Source organism: Neisseria animaloris, assembly GCF_900637855.1.
Taxonomy (GTDB): domain Bacteria; phylum Pseudomonadota; class Gammaproteobacteria; order Burkholderiales; family Neisseriaceae; genus Neisseria; species Neisseria animaloris.
In genome coordinates this window covers 1,171,354-1,195,722 of record NZ_LR134440.1, presented here as the reverse complement: position 1 = coordinate 1,195,722, position 24,369 = coordinate 1,171,354, and the positions used below count along the sequence as shown (strand labels likewise).

Genomic DNA, 24,369 nt, shown 5'->3' with positions numbered 1-24,369 from the left:
TTTGTGCACCACTCGGTTGATATGGGGGCAAGCATAGTCGGGATGAAAGATACTGTCAAATAAGGCCGTCTGAACGTATGTTTTTTCAGACGGCCTTGTATTTTAAAGGCATTTTTATTCGAATCGGGCTTCCCTGTCCATCAGGCGTTCTACCACTTGTTGGGCGGTCATTTCTTTGCGTAGGAGTTGGAGCAGGGTTTGGGTGATGGGCATGTCGATTTGGTGTTTGCAAGCCATATTGAATACTTCTTCAATGCTGCTCACGCCTTCCGATACATGTCCGATTTCAAGGAGCACGGTATGCAGTTCTTTACCTTCTGCGAGGCCTAAGCCTACTCTGCGGTTGCGTGAGAGTGCACCGGTGCAGGTAAGGATTAGATCGCCGATGCCGGCCAATCCCATCATGGTTTTGGGTTGTGCCCCCATGGAAACGGCCAGTCGGGTAATTTCCGCCAATCCTCGGGTTACCAGTGCGGCCCGAGCGTTTAAGCCGTAGCCGAGGCCATCAGAAAGACCGGTGGCGATGGCCATAACGTTTTTAACTGCTCCGCCTACCGCTACGCCGATAATGTCTTTGCTGCCGTATAAACGTAGTACGGTGGTGTTCAGACGGCCTACCAGTTCTTCAATCCAACCTTTGTTTTCCGATGCTAAAACAACGGCGCAAGGTAGTTGTTTGGCTAATTCTTGGGCAAAACTGGGGCCGGAGAGCACGCCGATTTTGTCGTTTTCGGGCAGTACGTCTTTAACCACTTGGAACGTGAGCAAGCCAGTATCTTGCTCAAAGCCTTTACAGGCGGTTAATACAGGTAGGTGGCCGGCGTTGTTTTGCACGAGAAGTTGTGCGCTGTCGCGTAAGCCGGCAACTGAGGTGGCTATGATCACCAGTTCCGTATCGGGAAGGGCTTCTGCCAGAACGGTGTGGACTTTAATGGTGTCCGGTAGTTTGAAGCCGGGGAAATAACGTTTATTTTCGCGGTTTTGTTGCAAGGATTGCATGTGTTCGGTATTTCTCGCCCACATAGATATTTCATTGCCGTGCAGTGCAAAATGTATGGCAAGTGCAGTTCCCCAAGAACCTGCGCCGATTATGGTGATTTTCATGTTTTTCTCCCGAAAAATTGCTTTCCACTTTAAAACAATCATGCTTATGGTGCAAGTTTTAAGCGATTTGTGTAAGAAAAATGAAAGTAGATCGTCCTAATAATGTTTCAAGCATGATTGCACCGAAAATGGTATGTCGGGATTTGAAATAAAAACTATCGTAATGATATATATTGTTAATGGTGGCGTTTAAATTTGATTTTAGGCAAATAAGGAGAAATATTATGCCACTATACTTCCATAAGTTTGTATAAATTTTATGCGGATTACAATTCTGTTTCGTATGACACGGATCGCATTCTAATATGGAGGTAAGCGTAGACAAAAATATTCATTATGGTGGGAGCGTAGATAAAAATATATATTTACTTGTTTTGACTGTTTTATTTTGGAGGAAATCTTCATGAACCAAACCACTCGTAAAGCCTCTCTTGCTATGGCCGTTTTATTGGCCCTTTCGGCATGTGGAGAAAAAGCTGCTGATACTGCTGAACAAGCGGCTTCCCAATCGGTAGAAACTGCAGTTGCGGAAACCTCTGCGCCTGCTGCTGTTGATAACAGCAATGCTTCATCTGAAGATTTGGAGCTGTTGAAGCAGGCCCAAGGTATTTTCAAGCCGTTGCCAAATAGTGAGGAAATGCAAAAAATACATCCATTTACTGAGGCTCAAGTAAAACTTGGTCAGCAACTTTGGCATGATCCGCGTTTATCGCGAGGCAACACCGTAAGCTGTAACACATGTCATAACCTTGCTACGGCAGGCGTTGACAATCTGCCGACCAGTCAGGGCTTTAAAGGCCAATTTGGTCCGCGTAACTCACCCACCGTGTTAAATGCCGCGTTACTGGGTAGCCAGTTCTGGGATGGCCGTGCCGCAACAGTTGAAGAACAAGCAGGTGGCCCGTTGATTAATCCGGTGGAAATGGCAATGCCTGACCATGCGGCCGTAGAGAAGAAAGTTTCTGCTATTCAGGGATATGCTGACTTGTTTAAAGCAGCTTTCCCGGAAAATAACGGTGCGATTTCAATTGCTAACATTACCAATGCTATTGGCGCATTCGAACGGACCTTGTTGACGCCTTCCAAATGGGACGAGTATCTAAAAGGTAATGTTAATGCGTTGAATGAAAAAGAACGTCGAGGTGTGCGTTCATTTATCAATAATGGTTGTATTGCTTGTCATGCAGGCGTAAATTTGGGGGGTGATTCTTTCCAAAAATTCGGTTTGGTTAAGGGACCTTACTGGAAATACACCGGTAGTACAAAACATGATGAAGGTCGTTTTGAGGTAACTAAAGCCGAAAGCGATAAATTCTTCTTCCGTACCCCGGGCCTGCGCAATGTTGCCCGCACCTATCCTTATTTCCACGACGGTAGCGTATGGGAGTTGGATAAAGCTGTCAGCATCATGGGCGAAACCCAGCTTGGTAAACAGTTATCGAAAGAAGAAGTGGATAATATTGTAGCATTCTTGGGTACTTTATCTGCTCCGATACCTGAATCTGCACTTGTATTGCCGGAATTGCCGGAATCTGCGTTGCCGGAAACACACCCCATTAATAAGTAATGTGTAATATAAGTTAGTGTTAAGATAAAAGGCTGTCTGAATTTTTCAGACGGCCTTTTTATATTTAGACCTAGGCTTTATAGGATAAACGTATGGCGGATAGTATGGAATATATATAGGGTAGCTTAGAATTTAGGAAGTTTTTCCAGTAGGGCAAAACCTTCAACTTTGTTGCGCGGGCGTGCACCTTGCCAGAGTAGTAGCCAGCCTTGGGGAGCGGCACTGTCTTTGGGTTGTTGAACTAAGCGGTAACGGCAGGCGGAATCATCGACATTCAGTTTTAGAGAACTATATTGTGTCCAAGCGATACGAGCAGTAGTGGCATTTTTGTCGATGCTGATGCAGTTTTGACCGTTTGAAAGCGATTGCTTTAAGGCTGGCGATAAAGCTGCTTCCATTTGAGAAACAACAGGAGCATGGCTTTTGGCAGCATCAAGCCAAGGTAGAAAAAGTGTCATCATCAACGCCCATACTAAAGTAACACCTGCCGCCCAATTGGTTACAGCCTGCCTGCCGCGGATATGTTTCCGAGTGATGGCCCATAACCATACGGGGGTAAAAGAAATAGCAACCAGCATCGGTACGGTGCTGATTTTAGGAGTGTAGTACGGGCTGAAGTACAGCGAGCGTTCGGCAAGTTTTGCCGGCCAACCGTAGTTCATGGCAAAAAATCCTATCCATAGAAAGATGGCAAACAGCCCGAAAGTCATGATGCCGAACCAGTTGAAGAATGCTGCCGGCCCCCGCCTTAGGCCGTCTAGTTGTACGGCACCGATAAGGGCGAGAGGAGGCATCAACCAAATCAGATTGTCTTGAAATTGCAGGGGCGTAATGCTTAGCAGGATGCCAATAGTGCTGAGCCATGCCAATGCCAGAATACCCCAACGATGTTCGGTTAGCTTGGTTCGGCTGGTTGTCCATATTGCAAGAGGCCATGCCGGTAAAGCAAACCATAACAGGTTTTTCAAATAATAGCCTAATGAAAAGGCCGTCTGAAAAGAGGCTGTGCCGCCAAATTCGCCGAATACATGATATTGCAGCCACAACTCGAAGGCCTCTGGATTAGTTTTATAAAGTGCGAACGGATACACCGGCAACAAAGGAAGGGCAACGGCAAATGCGCCGATTAATGTGATGTAGCAGCGTTTGTTTCTCCAATGGTGGTTAAACAGTAATCCCAGCGACATCAGTATCAAGGCGGCCGGTAGTAAAAAACCGGCTGACAGAGACAATAAAACCCAACCGCCCCCCAGTAACAGTGAGGCCATAATTACCCGACTGGGTGCTAATGAGAATCCATACAGACACATGCCTAACGCCGCGAATACTACCGGCATGCTGCCGAGGAAATGCGCCATGGTAATCAGGCCGACGCAGCCGATTAAAATCAAAACGACGCTACGACCTTGATGGCGGCCTAAAAAGCGGAACCCGGCCATACCGCAGCAAGTCAGCCCGATAGCCGTGAATGCTACGCTGGCAAAACGCGCAGATGCATAAGCATCAGCGGCCCAAGGGGAGAGTAATTTTTGAAACAATACTGCAACCCATAAATATACGGGAGACACTTTGAAATAAGGTTGTTCGAATACTGTTGGCAGCCATACGGATCCTTGATTTGCCAGAGCTTCAATGCTGGTAAATACCATAGGTTCTGCAGGATGCCATAAATCACGTGAAAAAATGCCCGGCCACAGCCAAGCAAATGCCAACAACAGTAGCAACCAAGGTTTTTCATGGGTTGGTGCGACAGTACGGGTTTCTGGTGGAGTATAAGTGAGCATGGGCTGAAGGGGTAAAGTAAAGTGTATTAAGTGTAACAAATTACCTGTTGGGACGGGGTGGATTTTTCCGGTGGGATAAAAAGGAAAAATAGGTGTTTACATAAAATAGCAAAAGTAAAGAACAATGGTATTTTATGCTTTTATGCTATTCCGTGTTCATTTTTTAGAATAAATGGTCTATTTTTACATCAAAGATGTTGTTAAATTGTTTTTCAATAGGTAAGATACATTGTTTTTAATATCTAAGGAAATAGTATGCGAGTTAAGTATTTCGTTTGTTTAAAGGCAGGTATGCTCATATCTGCCATATGTGGTTTGGCTGCCTGCGGCAGTAGTGGTGGAGGCGACAAACCGGTTACTGCTTCCACAACCACTCCTTCAACTTCAAGCTCTACGGCTACAACCGGTAGTCCTCAATTTCGCCGTGCTCAAAATCTGGGAACAAACAATCAACAAGCAGGCAGTAACACTTCAAATCAGGACGCCAATTTACCAGGCCCAACTCCGCGAGCTTCTAAGCCTACTCATAAAAAAGCCCAAAATTATTCAGTAACAATCAACGGACACACACATCAGGGCGGCGGTAAAATCGTATTGGATGATTTTCAGAAATCTAATTTGAGCGTTATTAAGAGTAATAATGGCGGCACGATTCGCGCTTACCGTCAGAATCATTCGATTATTGCAGGTTATTTGGGGCAACCCAGTATGACTACTCCGCAGCTTCTAACTATCGGATTGATAAAGGGTGATTTGACGGAAGCATTGCCTACTCAAGGTACTTATACTTACCAAGGCAAAGCTTTCAGCGGTACTGAAACAGGTAAACTGGATTACAGTGTGAATTTCGATAAACGTACCGGCAGCGGTAAAGTGAGCGGTTTTAAAGAAATCAGTGATATTGTTTTAAAAGAAGGCAGCATCGGTAATGTGATGATTGACAATCAATTGGATGGCAGCGGATTGCAAAAAGCGCAGGGGATTATCGGTAAAACGGAATACTCTGTTGTTGAAAACGGCAATAGGGTGAAACGTGAAGAAGACTACCGTTTGGTATTCTTTGGTCCTAATGCTGAAGAAATCGGTGGAAAAGTGTTCCATGCTACCGGTGAAATCGGTATTGCCGGTAAAGTAACCGGTAAAAAATAACAATCGGTGTATATCGGAAGGGCTGTTTGAATTATTTCAGACGGCCTTTTTTGTTGTTTGAATTACTTATCAATGTGTCGCAGTTATGTTTTGGTTTATATTAAGAGACGTACGATGCTATCGAGGCTGTTTGGGAATGGCCGGTTAAGAGGACTGCCGAATAGATTTGCTGAGAATTTTTTGTGAGTAAATAGACATTTCTGAAAACTAGTGTAAAGAAAAATAGTGTCTGATATAGCTTTTATTGAGAAAAATAGTTTGTGTTGTAATTAAAACACAAGCATCATAAATAAAAAAGCATAATATTAAAAAATAGTTTTTGTTAAAAAATATAAATGATACATGCATTTATGCATAAGAAAAAATTTTTTTGTCATATTGCTTTGTCGTTTTTTAGAATTTTTACCCATAATGAATATTTATGAAGAATAAAATTCATATGAGCGGTATAAATTTTCGCCTAACGGTTGTTAAGTTATGTTGATAATTGCTAATATAGCGTTGTGGCAAATAGCTACTGTTAAATATAGTTAAGAAAATACAAATACGAGGATTACGGAAATGTCTATTCACAAAAAAATCGGTTTAGCAACGATTATTGCACTCGGTTTGGCTGCTTGCGGCGGAGGTGGGGGTGGTTCTCCCTCAACTGCTTCTACCGCCACTGCACAGTTCGTATCAGTCAATCAATTTTCAGATGCTACTCCAGGTATTAAAGCAGCTGCTTATGATGCAAATTTCACTATCAGTTTGGGCGGCAAGGCTTACAAAGTAGCCGAGTTGGAGCAAGACAAAGTGTTGACTTTGACAGACGATGCAACGGGTGAAAGCAGCCGCATTTACCGTCAACAATATTCGATTATCACGAGCAGCGTGCCTAAAGGCGGACAAGATACTCCCCTGTTGATGACTGTAAACAAAATCAGAGGTGCGTTTACTCAAGTTTTACCTACCCAAGGTACTTATAACTATCAAGGTAAGGCCTTCAGCCGCACGGAAGAAGGTGCATTGGCTTACAGTGTGAACTTTGATAAAGGTATCGGCAGCGGTAAAGTAAGCGGTTTCAAAGAGTTCAAAGATATTGCGCTGCAAGAAGCCAAACTTGGACCGGTTCTGTTCAATCAAGAAGGTCTGCGCGGTAAAGGTTTTGCGGGTAAAACCGATTTGGGCGATGATTATCGCTTGGCTCTCTTCGGTGAAAACGCTGAAGAAATCGGCGGTATGGTATATCACAGTACCGGTGAAATCGGTGTGGCAGGTAAATTGATTGATAAAAAATAACTAAAGTCTGTTCCCTGGTGAAAAAACCGTCTGAAATGTTTTCAGACGGTTTTTTTATTTTGGCGGATGAACAGGCAGTGAACCGGATACGAGGAGGATTGTATGGATTGAATCCATATAAAGCGACGGCTTGAAAACGGTTCGGTTGATATAAAACCGATTCTGTTGCCGTTTGGCCGGCCGGTAAAATCATTTGCTTTGGCTCCAGACTAAATAACACGGCATGAAATATGGATTTTTATGGCTATTACTTAATGTCCGGCCTGCTTCGGGTTCATTGCAATGACCAGAAGGCCGTCTGAATATGGCCGGAAAGTTTTCACGGTTTGAACAGTATTTTCAGACGGCCTCTATTGAATAAAGGCCGTCTGAAACCATATAGCAACGGTATTACATGCAGAAGGTAAAATAACTTTATACAACTTTACTTACTGCATTTTCTGCATCATCCGAAACGAAATGAAGAGAGAATCCGATGGCTAAAACCGTTCATTATCTGAAAGATTACCAATCTCCTGCTTACCATATCTGCAAAACCGATTTGCATTTTGACATCCAAGAGCTGCATACAACCGTTAAAGCACGTTTGGTGGTAGGGCCGAAGCGATCGGGAGAACCTTTGGTATTGGACGGTTCGGCAGAGTTGCTCTCCATTAAAATCGACGGCGAAACCGTCGAAAGCTACACGTTGGCCGCTGAAAAGCTCACGATCGATCAGGTGCCGTCTGAAAACTTTATTCTCGAAATCGAAACACGCATCAGGCCGTCTGAAAACAAATCACTGATGGGCTTGTATGCTTCGGGCGGCAATCTGTTCACCCAATGCGAGCCGGAAGGTTTCCGCAAAATCACGTTCTATCCCGACCGCCCCGATGTGATGTCGAAATTCACCACCACCATCGTGGCGGACAAAAAACGTTACCCCGTGCTGCTTTCCAATGGTAATAAGATTGACGGCGGCGAGCTTTCAGACGGCCGCCATTGGGTAAAATGGCTGGATCCGTTTGCCAAACCGAGTTATCTGTTTGCCTTGGTGGCGGGCGATTTGGCTTTGACCGCAGACACCTTTACCACGAACAGCGGCAAAGACGTAGCGATTGAGTTTTACACGACGGAAGCCGACAAGAGCAAAGTCGGTTTTGCGGTAGAATCGCTGAAAAACGCCATGCGTTGGGACGAAACCCGTTTCGGCCTTGAATACGATTTGGATATTTACATGGTCGTGGCGGTGGGTGACTTCAATATGGGTGCGATGGAAAACAAAGGCTTGAACATTTTCAACACCAAATATGTGCTTGCCGACAGCCGTACCGCCACCGACTTTGATTTTGAAGGCATCGAATCGGTGATCGGGCACGAATATTTCCACAACTACACCGGCAACCGCGTAACCTGTCGCGATTGGTTTCAACTTTCGCTTAAAGAAGGCCTCACCGTATTCCGCGATCAGGAATTTTCCGGAGACCGCGCCAGCCGCGCCGTGCGGCGTATCGACAACGTGCGTATGCTGCGCCAGCACCAATTTCCCGAAGATGCCGGCCCGACGGCGCACCCCGTCCGTCCGGCCTCTTATGAAGAGATGAACAACTTCTACACCATGACCGTTTATGAAAAAGGCGCGGAAGTGGTGCGTATGTATCATACCTTGCTAGGTGAAGAAGGTTTTCAGAAAGGCATGGCGCTGTATTTCAAACGCCACGACGGGCAGGCGGTTACCTGCGATGATTTCCGTGCGGCAATGGCCGATGCGAACGGTATCAATCTCGACCAATTCGCCTTGTGGTACAGCCAAGCCGGCACGCCCGTGCTGGATGTGTCAGGCCGTCTGAATGAGGCGGACAACACGTTTATTTTCAACATCAAGCAAACCGTTCCGGCCACACCCGATATGGCGGAAAAACAGCCGATGATGATGCCGGTGAAAATCGGTTTGCTGAACCGCAAAGGCGAAGCGGTTGCATTCAGGCCGTCTGAAAATGCCGAAGCGCAAACCGAAGCCGTGCTGTTGTTGCAACAGGCCGAGCAGGAATTTGTGCTGCACGGTGTAACCGAAGCCGTGGTGCCGTCGCTGCTGCGCGGGTTCAGTGCGCCGGTTCATCTGAATTATCCGTACAGCGACGAAGATTTAACCTTACTGCTGGCACACGATACTGATGCCTTTGCCCGTTGGGAAGCCGGTCAAACCCTTTACCGCCGCGCAGTGCAGGCCAATTTGCAGGCTATTGAGAATCAAACCGCCATGCCCGCGCATGAGGGTTTGGCTGCGGCGGTGAAGCAAGTGTTGCGGCAACAGGATTTAGACCCCGCATTCAAAGCCGTACTGTTGGGCGTGCCGTCTGAATCCGAGCTGTGGGACGGTGCGGAAAACATCAATCCGCAACACTACTACCAAGCGCGCGAAGCCTTGCTGAACACCCTTGCCAAATCCTGCATCAACGAACTGGCAGCCGTGCGTACATGGGCATTGGCGCAGGAAAAAGACAGCGGCATTGCCAAGCCTTACGAGTACCATCCCGAATTAGCCGGTGTACGCAGCTTGTTGGCAGCCGTGCGCCTGCTGACTATCCGCGAAGAGCGTCATTCGATGATTAACACGGCTGCTTATGACAGTGAGCTCAGGGCGCAGACGGCGGCAGTTGAAAAATTGGAAGGCACGCGCCTGAAAGACTACACCACCCGCTACGAACAGCTCACCCGCAATATGACTCACGAGATGAGTATTCTCAACACCGTGAACCATTTGGAAGAAGAAGGCCGCAACCGTTTGCTCGACCGATTCGCCGAACGTTATGCCGATGATGCGCTGGTGATGGACAAATATTTCGTTCTGATCGGCAGCAGCCACCGCAGCGATACCCTGCAACAGGTTCAGACGGCCTTAAGCCATCCGAAATTCAGCTTGGAAAACCCGAACAAAGCTCGCTCGCTGTTGGGCAGCTTTTCGCGCAACGTGCCGCATTTCCACGCGGAAGATGGTAGCGGTTATGAATTTATCGCCGCTAAAGTGATGGAAATCGACCGCTTCAACCCACAAGTGGCCGCCCGTTTGGTGCAGGCGTTCAATATCTGCAATAAGCTCGAACCGAACCGCCGTGGGTTGGTGAAGGCGCAACTGCAACGGATTCAGGCGCAAGAGGGTTTGTCGAAAGACGTTGCCGAGATTGTGGGCAAAATTCTGGCGTAAACGGGTGGGTAAAACAGGTTGAATGCAAAGAGGCCGTCTGAAATTTTTCAGACGGCCTTTCGGTTGGCTCCAAAGATTCCTGTCGGCTTAATGAGTAGGGTGCGCGGCTAAAGACACCTATTATTAGAGGTATGGTAATCTATGCACTGAAGGCCGTCTGAAAACACTTTTTCAGACGGCCTTCTTCTTTCTAAATGCCTTTATGATTGAAGCTGTTGAAATAATCATCAAGGAAATAGATTGCCTGCTATCGTCAAAGCCATTTTGCGGGAGATACGTTTTTCTTTACCGCTAAACTTGCCAACCTGAAATGATGCTTGTAAATGCACGGTATCAGCCTGCGTTGGAAAGGTGTCCGGCAGTTTTTTTAGGCTACAATACGCCGTTCGGTTGTGATAAACAGATATGACGTTATGAAATTATTCTCTATATGGTTGCTGTTTTTTTCCACGGCGACTTATGCCGCCCACGGATTGGGTTTGGGACAGCCGGTTGCTTATCCCGCGGATTTCAAGGCATTTGAGTATGTGAACCCGAATGCGCCGAAAGGCGGCACGTTTTCACTGCCGATAGCAGGCGGTTTTGATACGCTGAATCCGTTTACGCTCAAGGGTGATCACGAAGCGGGAGTGGCGGCTTTGACGTTGGATACACTGACGGTAAAAGGGTTGGACGAACCGTTTTCAATATACGGTTTGCTTGCGCAGGATATTGTTTTGGCTTCAGACGGCCTGTCGGTAACATTCAAACTCAACCCGAAAGCGCGTTTTCATAACGGCGATCCGGTGCTGGCGAAAGATGTGGCGGCATCGTTCGATATTTTGACCAAAGACCCTGCCGCTGTCCCACTATATAAATTCTATTGGGCGGATGTGGCGCGGGTGGAAACGCCCGATGCGCGTACGGCGGTATTCCGTTTTAAAAAACGCAATGCGGAATTGCATATGATTTTGGGCAGGTTGCCGGTGTTTTCGCACAAAAGTTATCCGCACGGGCTGGCTGCCGCGGCAAACAAACTGCCCATAGGTTCGGGGCCATACCGTTTCCATAAAGCAGACGGCGGGCGGTTGAGCGAGTTTAAGCGCGATAAAGAGTATTGGGCGCAAAATCTGCCGGTACGCAAGGGTACGTATAACTTCGACCGGGTGCGTTTCAAATACTATAAAGACGACAGCGTGCGTATCGAGGGCATTAAAGGCGGGCATTACGATTTCATGCAGGAAAACGTCGCCCGCAATTGGGCGCGCGCCTACCCGGAACACATGCTGGAAAAGCGCAGTTTGCACAAGCACGAATGGGCGCAGAAGAGTACCGCCGGGATGCAGGGTTTTGTGATGAACATGCGCCGCAAGCCGTTCGACGATATCCGCGTGCGGCAGGCAATAGTGCTCAGTTTTGATTTTGAAAGCACCAATACGCGCCTGTTTTACGGAGCCTATCGCCGGAGCAACAGCTTTTTTACCAACAGTGAAATGGCGGCTTCGGGCAAACCCGAGGGAGAGGAACTGGCCGTCTTAAATACCGTACGCTCCAAACTGCCGGCCGCCGTATTCACACAGAATGTGCCCGAGCCTCCGAAAACCGATCCGGTGCTCGGTGTCAGGCTCAATCTGCTTAAAGCCCGTGCGTTACTCGAACAGGCGGGCTACCGTTACCGCAACGGAGCGTTGGTGGACGGACAGGGCAAACCGCTGGTGCTGGAGTTTCTCAGTCCGAGTAAAACCTATGAACGGGTAGTGGCGAAATGGCAGAGTGATCTGGCCAAAATCGGCGTAAAAATGAATGTGCGCCTTGCCGATCTTGCCGTGTATCAGAAGCGTGTGAACAACTTCGATTTCGATATGACGGTGGTGGTGTATGCCAACAGCGAAAGCCCGGGTAACGAGCAGTTCGGCTATTTCAGTTGCACCTCCGCCAAAACTGACGGCACCCGCAATTGGGCGGGGGTGTGCGATCCTGCTGTGGAAGTGCTGCTCAAACGTTTTGAAAGTTTTTCCAGCCGCAGCGAACTGGTCGCGTCCGCCCGCGCACTCGATCGGGTGATACGCCACCAATATATTATTGTGCCGAATTGGTATTCCGACCGCTACCGCGTGGTGTACCGTGATACGTTGGGCCTTCCCGACCGCCGTCCGAAAGGTGCTTACGGTGCGGTTGAGTGGGTGCTGAGTTCGGGGTGGATAAAGCAATAAACGGAAGCCGTCTGAAAAATCATGATTTCAGACGGCTTCAAACTTTGATTTAAAACAATTTAATCCTATACTGCCGCAACTTATACCGACGGCGGTGGTCATATAATACAGACCCTTGACTATTTCCTTCCCAAGTGCGGCGGCCCATGCAGGCCGTTTGAAAAGCGGAAAACTGTTTACCACACAACAAAGGAGGTACTTTATGTATCAATATCAGCGCATTATGGTTCCTGTTGACGACAGCCAAACTTCGCTGCAGGCACTGAAAGAAGCGTGTAGTCTGGCTCAGGCGATGGATGCTACTGTGGTGGTGGTACATGTTGTGGACTTGGGGCAATTTGATTGGGGTGCTCCCGGTTTTACCGATGCCGCAGCTTTGCGTAAAGCAGTTGAAAACACCGGTGTGAAAGTACTGAAACGTGCATCCGAAGAATTAAAGAAAGTGGGCGTAAAACACGAAACGCTGATTCTGGAAAGCGCAGGCGACAGAATTGCCGATTTGCTGGTAGAGCAGGCGACAGAGGAAAAATGCGACCTGATTGTAATGGGAACACACGGTTTTTCCGGTTTGATGCACCTTCTGTTAGGTTCGGTTGCCGAAGGCGTTATCCGCAAGTCCAATGTGCCGGTATTGCTGGTGCGCCGCAAGGAAGATTAAGCCAAGTTTTATAAAAGAGAGACTAGAGAAACGGCAGGCCGTCTGAAAACGCTTTTTCAGACGGCCTTGTCTATTGCCTCATTTAAGCAGCCTATTGAATCAGCTTGGAAATCGTTTTAAACGCTTCATGTTTGGCATCTCCCAGCATTTGGAACAGCACGCTTTCCACATTCGACACCACCGCACCTGCTTCACGCATCAGGAGCAAAGCATTTTCCTTATTGGTCGGATTGCGTGAAGTGGTACATTCGAACGGCACATAGACGTTGAGGCCGTCTGAACGCAAGTCCAACACGGTTTGCAGCATACATATATGTGTTTCCGCGCCCACCAAAATCACATTTTCCGCCTGATGTCTGCGGATTGCTTCCCGCACTTCATCGATATAAGCGGAAAACCGCGTTTTCTCGAAAACGGGTACATCTTTTAACAGCAGTTGTACGGCCTGAACAGTAGGTCCCAACCCTTTAGGATATTGTTCGGTAACAACAAGCGGCACGCCGAGCGCCTGCAAGCCCTGCAACAGCACGCGGCTACGCTCTATCATGGCTTCAGCGGCATACAGAGACGGGGTAAGGCGCTCCTGAATGTCTACTACAATACAGATGGTATTTTGAGGACTAAGATGTTTCATTTTTTTTCCTTGGTTCATTTGAATGATAGGTTTTCAGCCCTTGATGCGCGGGCGCAACGCTCGAATTAATTATATGCATAATCAATATTTTAGATTGAATTAGTTATTTTTTTCATATATCGATCTTTTCTTGTACCATACAGGGAAAATTGGGCCTATAAGCTTTTTTAAATATAAATAGCTGTTTTTTTAATAAGTTACAAGATGAAATAATCAGTCATCTAATTTATTATCTAGAGTTATTACTTCTAATGAAATTATTTCAATGGCATAGTCAAATTCCGTTAGTTTAGGTTGTAGACCGTTAGAGTGTAACGTCAGCAATTTTCATCTGGCTAATATAAGCTGTTAGCAACTCTGATTAGAAATAAATTTAAGCCTAATTTCCGGCTTTTTTCGACACATTTCAAAAGGTCCTATTTGTTTCGCTTAAATATCTTCATTTTTTCTTAAGATATTTTCTGTTTGATCACGATTATTGATAGTGAGCATCATGAAAAAAATACCACTTTACATTGCTGTAGCCTTTGCAGCAATTCCTTTAACTGCCGTAGCCAAAGATATTCATGCAGAGAGAGAACGTTGGGTAGTTCACGCGCGTAGCGGCGATGCACAACTGGCAGAGGCAGTAAATGCACTGAAAACATTGTATGCTGAAAACCGAGATCCCAAGGTACGGGCGGATTTGATTGCATTATTGGTGCGCCAGCAGAAATTTTCAGAGGCTTTGGCAGTATGTACCGCATGTGGCTTGGAAGATTTTTCTAACGACGAATTGGAAAATTTAGCCAAAGCAGCCCGCGACAGTAAACAGTTCCCGTTGTCGGTAAGCCTATATAAGCAGTTGCAAAACAAAGCACCCGGCAAAAAAATCGGACATCTCGGGAGTGCATTGGCTGCTGTGGATGCCGCAGATTATTCCGGTGCGCGAAAACAGATTAACGAATACCGCCGCCGTTTTGGAAATGATAAAGACATTCAAGATGCTGAAAAATATCTGAAATTACGTACGCAATCCATCACGGAACGTATGGCGGATTTACAAAAGCAGCTTGAAGCCAATCCTAACGATCATGAAACCGTGATCCAACTTTACCGTTTAGCTGCCCGGTTACAGGCTTTTCCGCAGCAGGAGCGTTTACTGGAGCGGTACCCGCGGCTTTTTAACGAACAAGACCGTTTATGGTTGCAAGAAGCCAAAGCGGTTGTATTACTACGCGGTGCCCGCCCTACCACTTCATCCGATCAATTGCATACTGCTTATCAGCGCTTGAGTGAAATCGTTAATAAAGCTCCGGCAGGCAGTGCATTGCACACTCAAGCCTTGCGCGACCGCATGGCGGCGGCGATTGCCGTAGGTAAAGAGAAGCAAGCACTTAAAGATTACTATGCATTGGTTAAAAACGGTGAGCAGCCTGAATATGTGAAAGAACAATACGCTTTTGCCTTGCTGATGTATGGCAGCCCTAGGGAAGCGAAACATATTTTAGCCAACAGGGCAGCGAAGCAAAAAGCGAAACAGAGCAAAGTAGACCCTGAGATTATTGAAGGCTTAATTCAAGCTGATTCGGATTTATTGCATTTTTCCGAAGCGAAAAAACATCTGCAAGGGTTAAACCCCGATAAATACGCCCGAGATTTTACGCACACGGTTTACGTTCGAAATCCGTATTACGACAAACATTATTTTTGGAGGGTACGGCTTGAAGCTTGGAGCGGCAACATGAAAGGTGCCGTTAAGTTGATGGACGAATGGCTTGCAGAACATCCGGGTGATCCGTGGGCCATGATTTTACGTGGCGAGCTGGCACAATGGAACGGTCATGAAGATGAAGCTATACGTTGGTTCGATAAGTCAAGAGAGTTTCTATCGGAAGAAAGTCAAAAATGGGCCAACAATAAAGCCGGAGCTGTTCTCTTGAATAGTGGCGATTGGTCGTCAATACAAGATTTAGTTGCAGAAATTGATCGTAATGATTTGAACTACCAAGGTTTTTGGAAACTTTACGATGAAGGGCGTGCTGCACAGCTAAATATTTCCGGAAATGTTTTAAAGGCAACTTCTCCGAAAGGCAAGGCTGAATGGCATCAAGAAATAAAACTGTACAGCCCGAGAAGTCAGGGAGGCCATAGGGCTTATATTGTTCAAAGGTTTGATACCGACCCTAATAACGGCAACACATTGCGCGCAGGGCGCGTGGGTGCAGGTGCGGAAGTCAGTCTTTATCCTATTACTTTGAATGCAGAAGCAGGGCGTGGTACGCACTTGAATAACAAAGCTTATTTGAATGCTGGTGCTGACTATCGTGTGAACGATTATCTTAGTCTCACTGCGCGTGCAGCACTTAATAGTGCCAACACGCCAATTAAGGCATTGAACCAAAATGTTTATGCAAATGAATATACGGTAAATGCCGAATTGACACCTTCTAATGTTACCCGGGCCGGTTTGAGTTTGGGGGTAATGAAATTTGACGATGGTAATACCCGCCAGGCAACCCGTACGTGGTTGACACATACTTTATTTCAACATAACCGTTGGAAGGTGGGCAGCTCGCTTTCGGCAGATTACGGCCGTAATAAAGAGATTGCCGGTACGAACTACTACAATCCAAAAAGCAACAAGAGCATCAATGGTGGTCTCGATCTTTCTTATACCGTGCCTTTTGCACATGCCACTATTCTTGATCAGAAACTTAGCGGCGGTGCTGGGCGGTACTGGCAAGCAGGAGAAAATGCCGAGAATACATGGATGTTGAAATACGGCCATGATTGGCAATTTGGCAAACAGGCGAAGTTGGGTTATGAGCTGGGTCGTCAGCAAGCTATTTATGACGGCAAACCGGAATACCAAAACTTCGGCAATGTGAGTCTGAATGTGAAATTCCACTAAATGTTTCAGACGGCCTTTTTCGAAAGAGTGGATGCCGCCTGAAGTGACCATTTTGTTTCAGTTAATTTAACGATACAGAACATTAATTATGAAATACAAAAGCCTGTTATCCGGTCTGATTTTTGCTTTGGGGTTGAGTGCTTCCCATGCAGCCGACCTGCGTTATGGTGTGATGTGTTATCACGATGTTATTGATGAAACCGCTCCGGTGATTAAAACGGAGGAGGAAAAGGAATTAAAAGGTGAGTTGAAGCGACAGTATTTTCCTCAAACCATTACAGTACAACGGTTGACGGCACATTTTAACTGGTTACGTGACAATGGTTATACACCGGTGAGTTGGAAACAAATTGAAGATGCCCGAAACGGGCGCGGAAAATTGCCAGAGAAACCGGTATTGCTTACCTTTGATGACGGTTATATCAGCTTTTATACCAAAATCTATCCATTGCTGAAGGCTTATAACTATCCTGCCGTATTCGCATTGGTTACCAGCTGGCTGGAAATCCCACCAAACGGTCAGATTTCTTATGGCAGTAAAAAATTACCCCGTTCCGCTTTCCTTACTTGGGAACAGGTGCGTGAAATGCAGAAGAGCGGATTGGTGGAAATTGCCTCGCACACTCACGACCTGCATCATGGCAATCCCGGTAACCCATATGGATCGCAGTTTGCCGCTATGTTTCCAATGTACAAAAACGGCCGCTATGAAACACCTGCCCAGTATGAGAAGCGGATTTATACCGATTTGAAGCGTTCTGTAGATGTGATCGAACAGCGTACGGGAGTCCGGCCTAATGTATTGGTGTGGCCTTACGGTCAATTTAACCAAACAGCCCAAAGAATTGCCCGCAGTGTAGGTTTGGAAAATGACTTCACTTTGTTCGATGACAAATTGAATACCCCCGACCAACAAAGTGTAGGACGTGCTTTAATTGATACTGAAACTGATTTCGGTGTAATGAAAGCTTACTTGGACGGCACATCATTCCAACCCCCACACCAACGTGCTGTACATATTAATTTGGATTCTCTTTATGATCCGGACCCGGCTAAATTGGAGCGCAATTATGATAAGTTGATTGAGCGTGTTTATAAGCTGGGCATTACCACCGTTTATTTGCAGGCTTTCTCCGATGAAGACGGTAACGGTGTGGCCGAGGCCGTGTATTTTCCTAACCGCCATATTAAGATGAAGGCAGATTTGTTCAGTCGTGTGGCATGGCAGCTAATTACCCGCTCTAACGTTAAGGTATATGCATGGATGCCGATGATGGCCTTTGATTTAGGTAAAGGTTATGACTACGTTACCGACAGCCGTACCGGTGAGCCGAGCAAAAACCATTATTTGCGCCTTTCCCCTTACAGTGAAAAGAGCCGCCGTGCCGTTACCGAGATTTATGAAGATTTGGCTTTCAGCAGCCGTTTCCACGGAATGGTATTCCATGACGATGGTTTCTTAACGGATTATGAAGGTCAGGTTGCACAAGGTAAACGCAGCAAAGAGCAATTATTGCAGGAAGCAGAACGGAAGAGTGATGATTTGATCCGCTATTCAGATCTACTTAAAAAGTCTGCACTGAAATACAGTCTTAACAGTACCAATGAAATGAAAACTGTCCGCAGTCTGAATGCAAACCTGATCATGCAACCGGATACGCAAAAATGGTTTGCCCAAAGTCTGCCTAAATTTACTAATCACTACACTTACACGGCCATTATGGCCATGCCTTATCTGGAAAGTGACAAACTGATTACTGGTAAAGATGCGGCAAGTTGGCTGGCAAGATTGACCCAAAATGTGAAAAACAGCAATGTTCCTTTAGATAAAACAGTGTTTGATTTGCAAACCAGAAATTGGCACACCAAACAGCCTGTTCCTGATAAAGAAATCGTGTCTTGGGTTGACGCATTGAAGAAAGAGGGGGTGCGTAATATTGCTTATCGTCCCGATGGTTTCCTCCATAACCGACCGGCATTGAAGGCTATAAAACCTGTATTTTCAGTTCAACACTAAATTTTCAGACGGCCTCTCAGTAGGCCGTCTGAAAAATCCTGAACAAGCACATCAATAATTGGCAACAAAGTTTGAAAGTAAATAAATCTAAATGAACTGGCACGATTATTTAGCCATATTTGTCATGCTGTATCCCGGCGTTATGGCCGTGTATTGGACGATTTCCGGCATTTTTTATTTTTTATTTTGGGAAAATCGTACTGACGAACCTGAATTCATGTTTCAGGAACACGCTCCTATGGTGAGTGTGCTGATTCCTTGTTACAACGAGGCAGATAATCTCGATACATCTATTCCTCACCTGCTTAACCTGACTTATCCCAACTATGAATTAATTTTCATCAATGACGGCAGTACCGACAATACATTGAGCATTATTCAAAAATGGGCAAATGAAGCTGAAAAAATCGTTGTCATCGACCAACCGAACGGTGGAAAAGCATCTGCTATGAATAATGGTGCACGCCATGCGGCAGGTAAATACATAGTAGGTATTGACGGCGATGCCATTCTTGATTACAGCGCTATTGAATACATGATTCAGAATTTGGAAGACAACCCCGATCTGGGTGCGGTAACCGGTAATCCGCGGGTGCGCAACCGCAGTACTGTGTTGGGGAAACTCCAAGTGGCGGAATTCAGTTCCATCATCGGTTTGATTAAACGATCACAAAGTGTGGTGGGTACATTGTTTACCGTATCCGGTGTGATTATGTGTATCCGCAAAGATGTGTTGAGACGTATCGGTGGTTGGAGCGACAACATGATTACCGACGATATCGATATCAGTTGGAAGACTCAAATTGCCGGATACAACATTGCTTACGAACCGAGGGCACTCTGCTGGGTACTGATGCCCGAAACCGTGCGCGGTTTATACCGGCAGCGTTTGCGTTGGGCACAAGGTGGTGCAGAAGTTATTTTGAAATATTTCAAAAGTGTGTGGCAATTGAAAAATGCCCGTTTGTGGCCTTTGTATTTCGAATATTTTATTACTTTGATTTGGGCGTATTCCCTATTCGCTTTTACTCTGCAACACATTTTTGAGTATTTTGTTGCCGGTAACTCTAATTTCACACTCATTAAAGTAACAAGTTTGATTACCTTCATGATGTTTATTTTGCAGTTTTCCGTGAGCATGTTTATTGATAGCCGTTATGAAAGAAAGCTGTTGCGCTACTTTATCAGTTGTATTTGGTATCCCTATGCTTTTTGGCTGATTAACAGCATTACCTTGATGCATGGTTTTCCGAAAGCACTTTTGCGCGACAAACGGAGAAAAGCTACTTGGATAAGCCCTGATCGCGGTGTGCAGTGAGCCGTATGGCATAGAGAAAGGAGAAGTATATATGAGAGAACAGGCACAAGACTTACGCGAATTGATGATTATCAACAAGGCACGTAATGTCAACCTTACTATCAGTACTAAAAGTTTATTGATTTTCACGATAACGTGGGTATTATGGTTTTTAACTGCTTATTTTATTGTCAATGACCATCGAGTCTTGTTGTATAACCCTGTTATCGGAACGTGGACACTGGCAGACCTACTTAAAGCATCTGTCGCTTTTGTACTCGTCCAACTGAATATCCTGCTGATTTGGTCTATTTGCGTTACAAGAAATAAATTTTCTTGATTGGATATTATTAAGGAGGCCGTCTGAAAATATTTTCAGACGGCCTTTATCATGACTATCGAGTGTAAGCGTTCCTGTATAGATTGAGATTTTTACTAAAGATCCGAGCAGTACATATTTTCGCATGGTGTACCGTTTATTTTCTTGTTTGCCATGAAGAGCAATTGCTGCATTTTCTGTGTTGCTCTGCCTTGAATTACGTATATATTTTCAGGCTTTTATAAAGGCTCAATGCTACCAATAGAGGTCGTTAGGCATACATAAAAAGGAAGTTCCTATTTGTACCGATTTAGTTTATGATTAACCGACTACTGCGTACTACATCGCAGTAAAACATAAAAGAAAAACCATTATTATAAGGAACAAAGAGATGTTAGAAGCCTATCGCAAAGCCGCCGCAGAGCGCGAAGCTCTGGGCATTCCCGCCCTCCCGCTCACAGCACAGCAAACCGCCGATTTGGTAGAATTGCTGAAAAACCCGCCCGCAGGCGAAGGTGAGTTTCTGGTAGATTTGCTTGCCAACCGCGTGCCGCCCGGTGTGGACGATGCCTCCAAAGTGAAAGCATCTTTCCTTGCCGCCGTTGCCGAAGGCAGCGTAACCAGCCCGCTGGTTTCTCCCGAATATGCAATCGAACTTTTGGGCACCATGCTCGGCGGCTACAACATCCATCCGCTGATTGAGCTTCTCGATAACGACAAACTGGCTCCGATTGCCGCAGAAGGCTTAAAACACACCCTGCTGATGTTCGATTCTTTCCACGATGTGGAAGAAAAAGCCCAAAAAGGCAACGAACACGCCAAAGCCGTATTGGAATCTTGGGCCAATGCCGAATGGTTCACTTCTCGCGAAAAAGTACCCGAAAAAATCACCGTTACCGTATTTAAAGTAGACGGCGAAACCAATACCGACGACCTTTCACCTGCGCCCGACGCATGGAGCCGCCCCGACATCCCGCTGCACGCTTTGGCGATGCTGAAAAATCCGCGCGACGGCATCAATCCCGACAAACCCGGCGAAGTCGGCCCCATCAAACTGCTGGAAGAATTGAAAGCCAAAGGCCATCCCGTTGCTTATGTGGGCGACGTAGTCGGTACCGGTTCTTCCCGTAAATCCGCTACCAACTCCGTTATTTGGCATACCGGTTTGGACATTCCTTTCGTGCCGAACAAACGTTACGGCGGCATATGCTTGGGCGGCAAAATCGCACCGATTTTCTTCAACACCCAAGAAGACTCCGGCGCGTTGCCGATTGAGGTTGACGTATCGCAACTGAAAATGGGCGATGTAGTCGACATCCTGCCTTACGAAGGCAAAATCGTGAAAAACGGCGAAACCGTTGCCGAATTCCAATTGAAATCACAAGTATTGCTCGACGAAGTACAAGCCGGCGGCCGTATCAACCTGATTATCGGTCGCGGCCTGACCGCCAAAGCCCGCGAAGCTTTAGGCTTGCCCGCATCTACCGAATTCCGCTTGCCGCAAGCGCCTGCCGAAAGCAAAGCAGGTTTCACTTTGGCTCAAAAAATGGTCGGCCGTGCCTGCGGCTTGCCTGAAGGTCAAGGCGTGCGTCCGGGTACTTATTGCGAACCGCGCATGACCACCGTCGGCTCTCAAGATACCACCGGCCCGATGACCCGCGACGAGCTGAAAGACTTGGCTTGCTTGGGCTTCTCTGCCGACTTAGTGATGCAGTCTTTCTGTCATACCGCCGCTTATCCGAAACCGGTTGACGTAAAAACCCATAAAGAACTGCCTGAGTTTATCTCTACCCGTGGAGGCGTGTCTTTACGTCCGGGCGATGGTGTCATCCACTCATGGCTGAACCGCTTGCTGCTGCCCGATACTGTCGGCACCGGCGGTGACTCGCACACCCGCTTCCCGTTGGGTATTTCTTTCCCCGCAGGTTCCGGCTTGGTGGCGTTTGCTGCGGCAACCGGCGTAATGCCTTTGGATATGCCGGAGTCTGTATTGGTACGCTTCAGCGGCAAACTGCAACCGGGCGTAACCCTGCGTGATTTGGTTAATGCGATTCCGCTGTACGCCATTAAACAAGGTTTGCTGACCGTAGCCAAAGCGGGCAAGAAAAACATCTTCTCCGGCCGCATCTTGGAAATCGAAGGCTTGCCAGATCTGAAAGTCGAACAAGCGTTTGAATTGTCTGATGCCTCTGCCGAGCGTTCAGCCGCCGGCTGTACTGTGAAGCTCAATAAAGAGCCGATCATCGAATACATGAATTCAAACGTTGTATTGATGAAGAACATGATTGCCGACGGCTATAAAGATCCGCGCACCTTGGAACGCCGTATCAAAGCCATGGAAGCATGGTTGGCTAATCCGCAATTGCTGGAAGCGGACAAAGATGCGGAATACGCTGCGGTTATCGAAATCAATATGGACGATATTAAAGAACCGATTATCGCCTGCCCGAACGATCCCGATGACGTATGCTTCATGTCTGAGCGTTCAGGCACGGTAATCGATGAAGTGTTCATCGGTTCTTGTATGACCAACATCGGCCACTTCCGTGCGGCTTCCAAACTGCTGGAAGGCAAGAGCGATATTCCCGTACGCTTGTGGGTAGCTCCGCCGACCAAAATGGATGCTCAAGAGCTGACCAACGAAGGCCATTACGGCGTGTTGGGTCGTGCCGGTGCGCGTATGGAGATGCCCGGTTGCTCGTTGTGTATGGGTAACCAAGCACAAGTACGCGAAGGTACGACCGTGATGTCTACTTCAACCCGTAACTTCCCGAACCGTTTGGGTAAAAATACCAACGTATATTTGGGTTCGGCTGAATTGGCAGCGATCTGTTCTAAGCTGGGTAAAATCCCGACTGTTGAGGAATACCAAGCCAATATCGGTATCATCAACGAGCAGGGCGACCAAATCTACCGCTACATGAATTTTAATGAAATTGACAGCTATAACGAAGTGGCCGAAACAGTAAGTGTGTAAAGTTTATCTTTAAGATTTAAGACGGCCTCTCTGTGCCAGAGGAGGCCGTCTTGAAAACGGAATGGTGATGACCATTCCGTTTTTTATTGGAGGTAAACCGAATGCTTGGTTGGCCCGTTTTATCGGTTTGCATCATAGTCGGTAAGATGTGATGCCTTCACTTGCTATAAGGGTTGGGTTTCGCCATGACGCTATAGAAGTGCTGCCGCATTGCTTGGGTTAACTTCGGCAAGCCATTAATCAATAAGGTGATATGGTTATCCGAGGCTTGGGTATTTGTGATGGTTGCGGATGATCGTGCTAAACTTCTGATAAGTACTTAGAAGATAAAAGCGATTATTTTGTGAGAAATATTTATAGCGCAAGGAGACGACGATGAATTTATTTTCCCTGAACGGCCAAACGGCTTTAATTACCGGTAGTGCCAAAGGTATCGGTAAAGGCATTGCCGAAGTGCTGAAAAAAGCGGGAGCGAATGTTGTGATTGCCGATATCGACCGTGAGCACGGAGAGCAAACGGCAGCGGCATTGGACGGATATTATCAGTATCTGGATGTGCGTTCACAGCAAAGTTGCCGCGATGCGGTAGAGCAGGTGGTGAAGCAGCATGGCAAACTTGATATTTTGTGCTCGAACACAGGTATTTTCCCGCAAAAAAACTTGGCCGAGATGAGTGAAGCCGATTGGGATGAAACCCACAGCATTAATTTGAAAGGCACGTTTTTTACCGTTCAGGCCGCCTTAAATGTAATGAGGCCGCAGAATTATGGCCGGATCGTGCTTACTTCGTCGATTACCGGCCCGGTTACCGGTTTTCCGGGTTGGAGCCATTACGGTGCCAGCAAAGCGGGGCAGCTCGGGTTTATGCGTAGTGCGGCACTTGAGTATGCGCGTTTCGGCATTACCATCAATGCCGTAATGCCGGGTAACATTTTGACGGAAGGTTTGGAGGCACAGGGCGAAACTTATCTGGCACAAATGCGGGCGGCCATTCCGACACATACCCTCGGTAAACCGCAAGACATAGGCTATGCAGTTTGTTTTCTGGCCAGCCGTGAAGCTGCCTATATTACCGGCCAAACATTGATTGTGGATGGGGGGCAGATTTTGCCGGAATCTCCGGACGCATTATTGTAATTGGGTAGATATAAATCAAATCAGGCCGTCTGAAAAACTTTTCAGACGGCCTGCATGACTTTAGGGGAATAAGCAAAGAGTTTTTTTATAAAATTTTAATTCTTTTAGATATTATTGGAACTAATGCTAATGCTTTATCATCCTATAAGTCATAAATTCTAACCTTTGACCAAAAT

At 46.6% G+C, this 24,369-nt stretch carries 14 protein-coding genes; 11 read left to right on the top strand and 3 right to left on the bottom strand.

The features are described 5' to 3' along the window. Positions 1 to 114 precede the first annotated feature (114 nt). Positions 115 to 1,104 carry an NAD(P)H-dependent glycerol-3-phosphate dehydrogenase gene (locus EL216_RS05555; protein ID WP_085389207.1) on the bottom strand — a complete coding sequence of 330 codons (990 nt, stop codon included), beginning with the start codon at positions 1,102 to 1,104 and terminating at the stop codon, positions 115 to 117. A 403-nt stretch (positions 1,105 to 1,507) separates the two neighbouring features. On the opposite strand from EL216_RS05555, the gene EL216_RS05550 reads away from it, so the two are divergent. Then, complete coding sequence (locus EL216_RS05550; protein ID WP_085389208.1) at positions 1,508 to 2,671, top strand: cytochrome-c peroxidase; 1,164 nt, start codon at positions 1,508 to 1,510, stop codon at positions 2,669 to 2,671. 125 nt (positions 2,672 to 2,796) lie between these two features. On the opposite strand, the gene EL216_RS05545 is transcribed toward EL216_RS05550, so the two are convergent. Continuing rightward, on the bottom strand, positions 2,797 to 4,455 hold the full coding sequence (locus EL216_RS05545) for an ArnT family glycosyltransferase (protein ID WP_085389209.1): 1,659 nt from the start codon (positions 4,453 to 4,455) through the stop codon (positions 2,797 to 2,799). 255 nt (positions 4,456 to 4,710) lie between these two features. On the opposite strand from EL216_RS05545, the gene EL216_RS05540 reads away from it, so the two are divergent. The 5 genes from EL216_RS05540 (at position 4,711) to EL216_RS05520 (ending at position 12,919) form a co-directional block, all read left to right on the top strand. Then, positions 4,711 to 5,604, top strand: a complete 894-nt coding sequence (locus tag EL216_RS05540; protein WP_085389210.1) for a factor H binding protein domain-containing protein — start codon at positions 4,711 to 4,713, stop codon at positions 5,602 to 5,604. Between the two features lie 561 nt (positions 5,605 to 6,165). Then, on the top strand, positions 6,166 to 6,885 hold the full coding sequence (locus tag EL216_RS05535; protein ID WP_085389211.1) for a factor H binding protein domain-containing protein: 720 nt from the start codon (positions 6,166 to 6,168) through the stop codon (positions 6,883 to 6,885). 475 nt (positions 6,886 to 7,360) lie between these two features. Beyond that, positions 7,361 to 10,069, top strand: a complete 2,709-nt coding sequence (pepN, locus tag EL216_RS05530) for an aminopeptidase N (RefSeq protein WP_085389212.1) — start codon at positions 7,361 to 7,363, stop codon at positions 10,067 to 10,069. A 413-nt stretch (positions 10,070 to 10,482) separates the two neighbouring features. After that, positions 10,483 to 12,261, top strand: a complete 1,779-nt coding sequence (locus EL216_RS05525; protein WP_085389213.1) for an extracellular solute-binding protein — start codon at positions 10,483 to 10,485, stop codon at positions 12,259 to 12,261. A 202-nt stretch (positions 12,262 to 12,463) separates the two neighbouring features. Then, positions 12,464 to 12,919, top strand: a complete 456-nt coding sequence (locus EL216_RS05520; protein WP_085389214.1) for a universal stress protein — start codon at positions 12,464 to 12,466, stop codon at positions 12,917 to 12,919. 91 nt (positions 12,920 to 13,010) lie between these two features. Here the strand turns inward: EL216_RS05520 and EL216_RS05515 are convergent, their stop codons facing one another. Continuing rightward, positions 13,011 to 13,553 (bottom strand): isochorismatase family protein, encoded by a 543-nt coding sequence (locus tag EL216_RS05515; RefSeq protein ID WP_085389565.1) that lies wholly within the window; start codon positions 13,551 to 13,553, stop codon positions 13,011 to 13,013. A gap of 493 nt (positions 13,554 to 14,046) precedes the next feature. Between EL216_RS05515 and pgaA the strand changes: the two genes are divergently transcribed. From pgaA to fabG, 5 genes are all read left to right on the top strand, one after another. Beyond that, positions 14,047 to 16,446: a poly-beta-1,6 N-acetyl-D-glucosamine export porin PgaA gene (pgaA, locus tag EL216_RS05510; protein ID WP_085389215.1), complete on the top strand. Its 2,400-nt coding sequence runs from the start codon at positions 14,047 to 14,049 to the stop codon at positions 16,444 to 16,446. Positions 16,447 to 16,534: 88 nt separating this feature from the next. Further along, positions 16,535 to 18,463, top strand: a complete 1,929-nt coding sequence (pgaB, locus tag EL216_RS05505; protein ID WP_085389216.1) for a poly-beta-1,6-N-acetyl-D-glucosamine N-deacetylase PgaB — start codon at positions 16,535 to 16,537, stop codon at positions 18,461 to 18,463. A gap of 91 nt (positions 18,464 to 18,554) precedes the next feature. Then, complete coding sequence (pgaC, locus tag EL216_RS05500; protein WP_085389217.1) at positions 18,555 to 19,781, top strand: poly-beta-1,6-N-acetyl-D-glucosamine synthase; 1,227 nt, start codon at positions 18,555 to 18,557, stop codon at positions 19,779 to 19,781. A gap of 689 nt (positions 19,782 to 20,470) precedes the next feature. Next, a complete protein-coding gene (gene acnB / locus EL216_RS05495; RefSeq protein ID WP_085389219.1) occupies positions 20,471 to 23,056 on the top strand; it encodes a bifunctional aconitate hydratase 2/2-methylisocitrate dehydratase in 2,586 nt (861 codons plus the stop codon). A gap of 375 nt (positions 23,057 to 23,431) precedes the next feature. Further along, positions 23,432 to 24,193 carry a 3-oxoacyl-ACP reductase FabG gene (gene fabG, locus EL216_RS05490; protein ID WP_085389220.1) on the top strand — a complete coding sequence of 254 codons (762 nt, stop codon included), beginning with the start codon at positions 23,432 to 23,434 and terminating at the stop codon, positions 24,191 to 24,193. The last annotated feature ends 176 nt before the right edge of the window (positions 24,194 to 24,369 follow it).

Bases quoted from the DNA above. Each gene is read 5' to 3' on its own strand.
- EL216_RS05555 (WP_085389207.1), bottom strand. From the start codon at position 1,104: ATGAAAATCACCATAATCGGCGCAGGTTCTTGGGGAACTGCACTTGCC.
- EL216_RS05550 (WP_085389208.1), top strand. From the start codon at position 1,508: ATGAACCAAACCACTCGTAAAGCCTCTCTTGCTATGGCCGTTTTATTG.
- EL216_RS05545 (WP_085389209.1), bottom strand. From the start codon at position 4,455: ATGCTCACTTATACTCCACCAGAAACCCGTACTGTCGCACCAACCCAT.
- EL216_RS05540 (WP_085389210.1), top strand. From the start codon at position 4,711: ATGCGAGTTAAGTATTTCGTTTGTTTAAAGGCAGGTATGCTCATATCT.
- EL216_RS05535 (WP_085389211.1), top strand. From the start codon at position 6,166: ATGTCTATTCACAAAAAAATCGGTTTAGCAACGATTATTGCACTCGGT.
- pepN (WP_085389212.1), top strand. From the start codon at position 7,361: ATGGCTAAAACCGTTCATTATCTGAAAGATTACCAATCTCCTGCTTAC.
- EL216_RS05525 (WP_085389213.1), top strand. From the start codon at position 10,483: ATGAAATTATTCTCTATATGGTTGCTGTTTTTTTCCACGGCGACTTAT.
- EL216_RS05520 (WP_085389214.1), top strand. From the start codon at position 12,464: ATGTATCAATATCAGCGCATTATGGTTCCTGTTGACGACAGCCAAACT.
- EL216_RS05515 (WP_085389565.1), bottom strand. From the start codon at position 13,553: ATGAAACATCTTAGTCCTCAAAATACCATCTGTATTGTAGTAGACATT.
- pgaA (WP_085389215.1), top strand. From the start codon at position 14,047: ATGAAAAAAATACCACTTTACATTGCTGTAGCCTTTGCAGCAATTCCT.
- pgaB (WP_085389216.1), top strand. From the start codon at position 16,535: ATGAAATACAAAAGCCTGTTATCCGGTCTGATTTTTGCTTTGGGGTTG.
- pgaC (WP_085389217.1), top strand. From the start codon at position 18,555: ATGAACTGGCACGATTATTTAGCCATATTTGTCATGCTGTATCCCGGC.
- acnB (WP_085389219.1), top strand. From the start codon at position 20,471: ATGTTAGAAGCCTATCGCAAAGCCGCCGCAGAGCGCGAAGCTCTGGGC.
- fabG (WP_085389220.1), top strand. From the start codon at position 23,432: ATGAATTTATTTTCCCTGAACGGCCAAACGGCTTTAATTACCGGTAGT.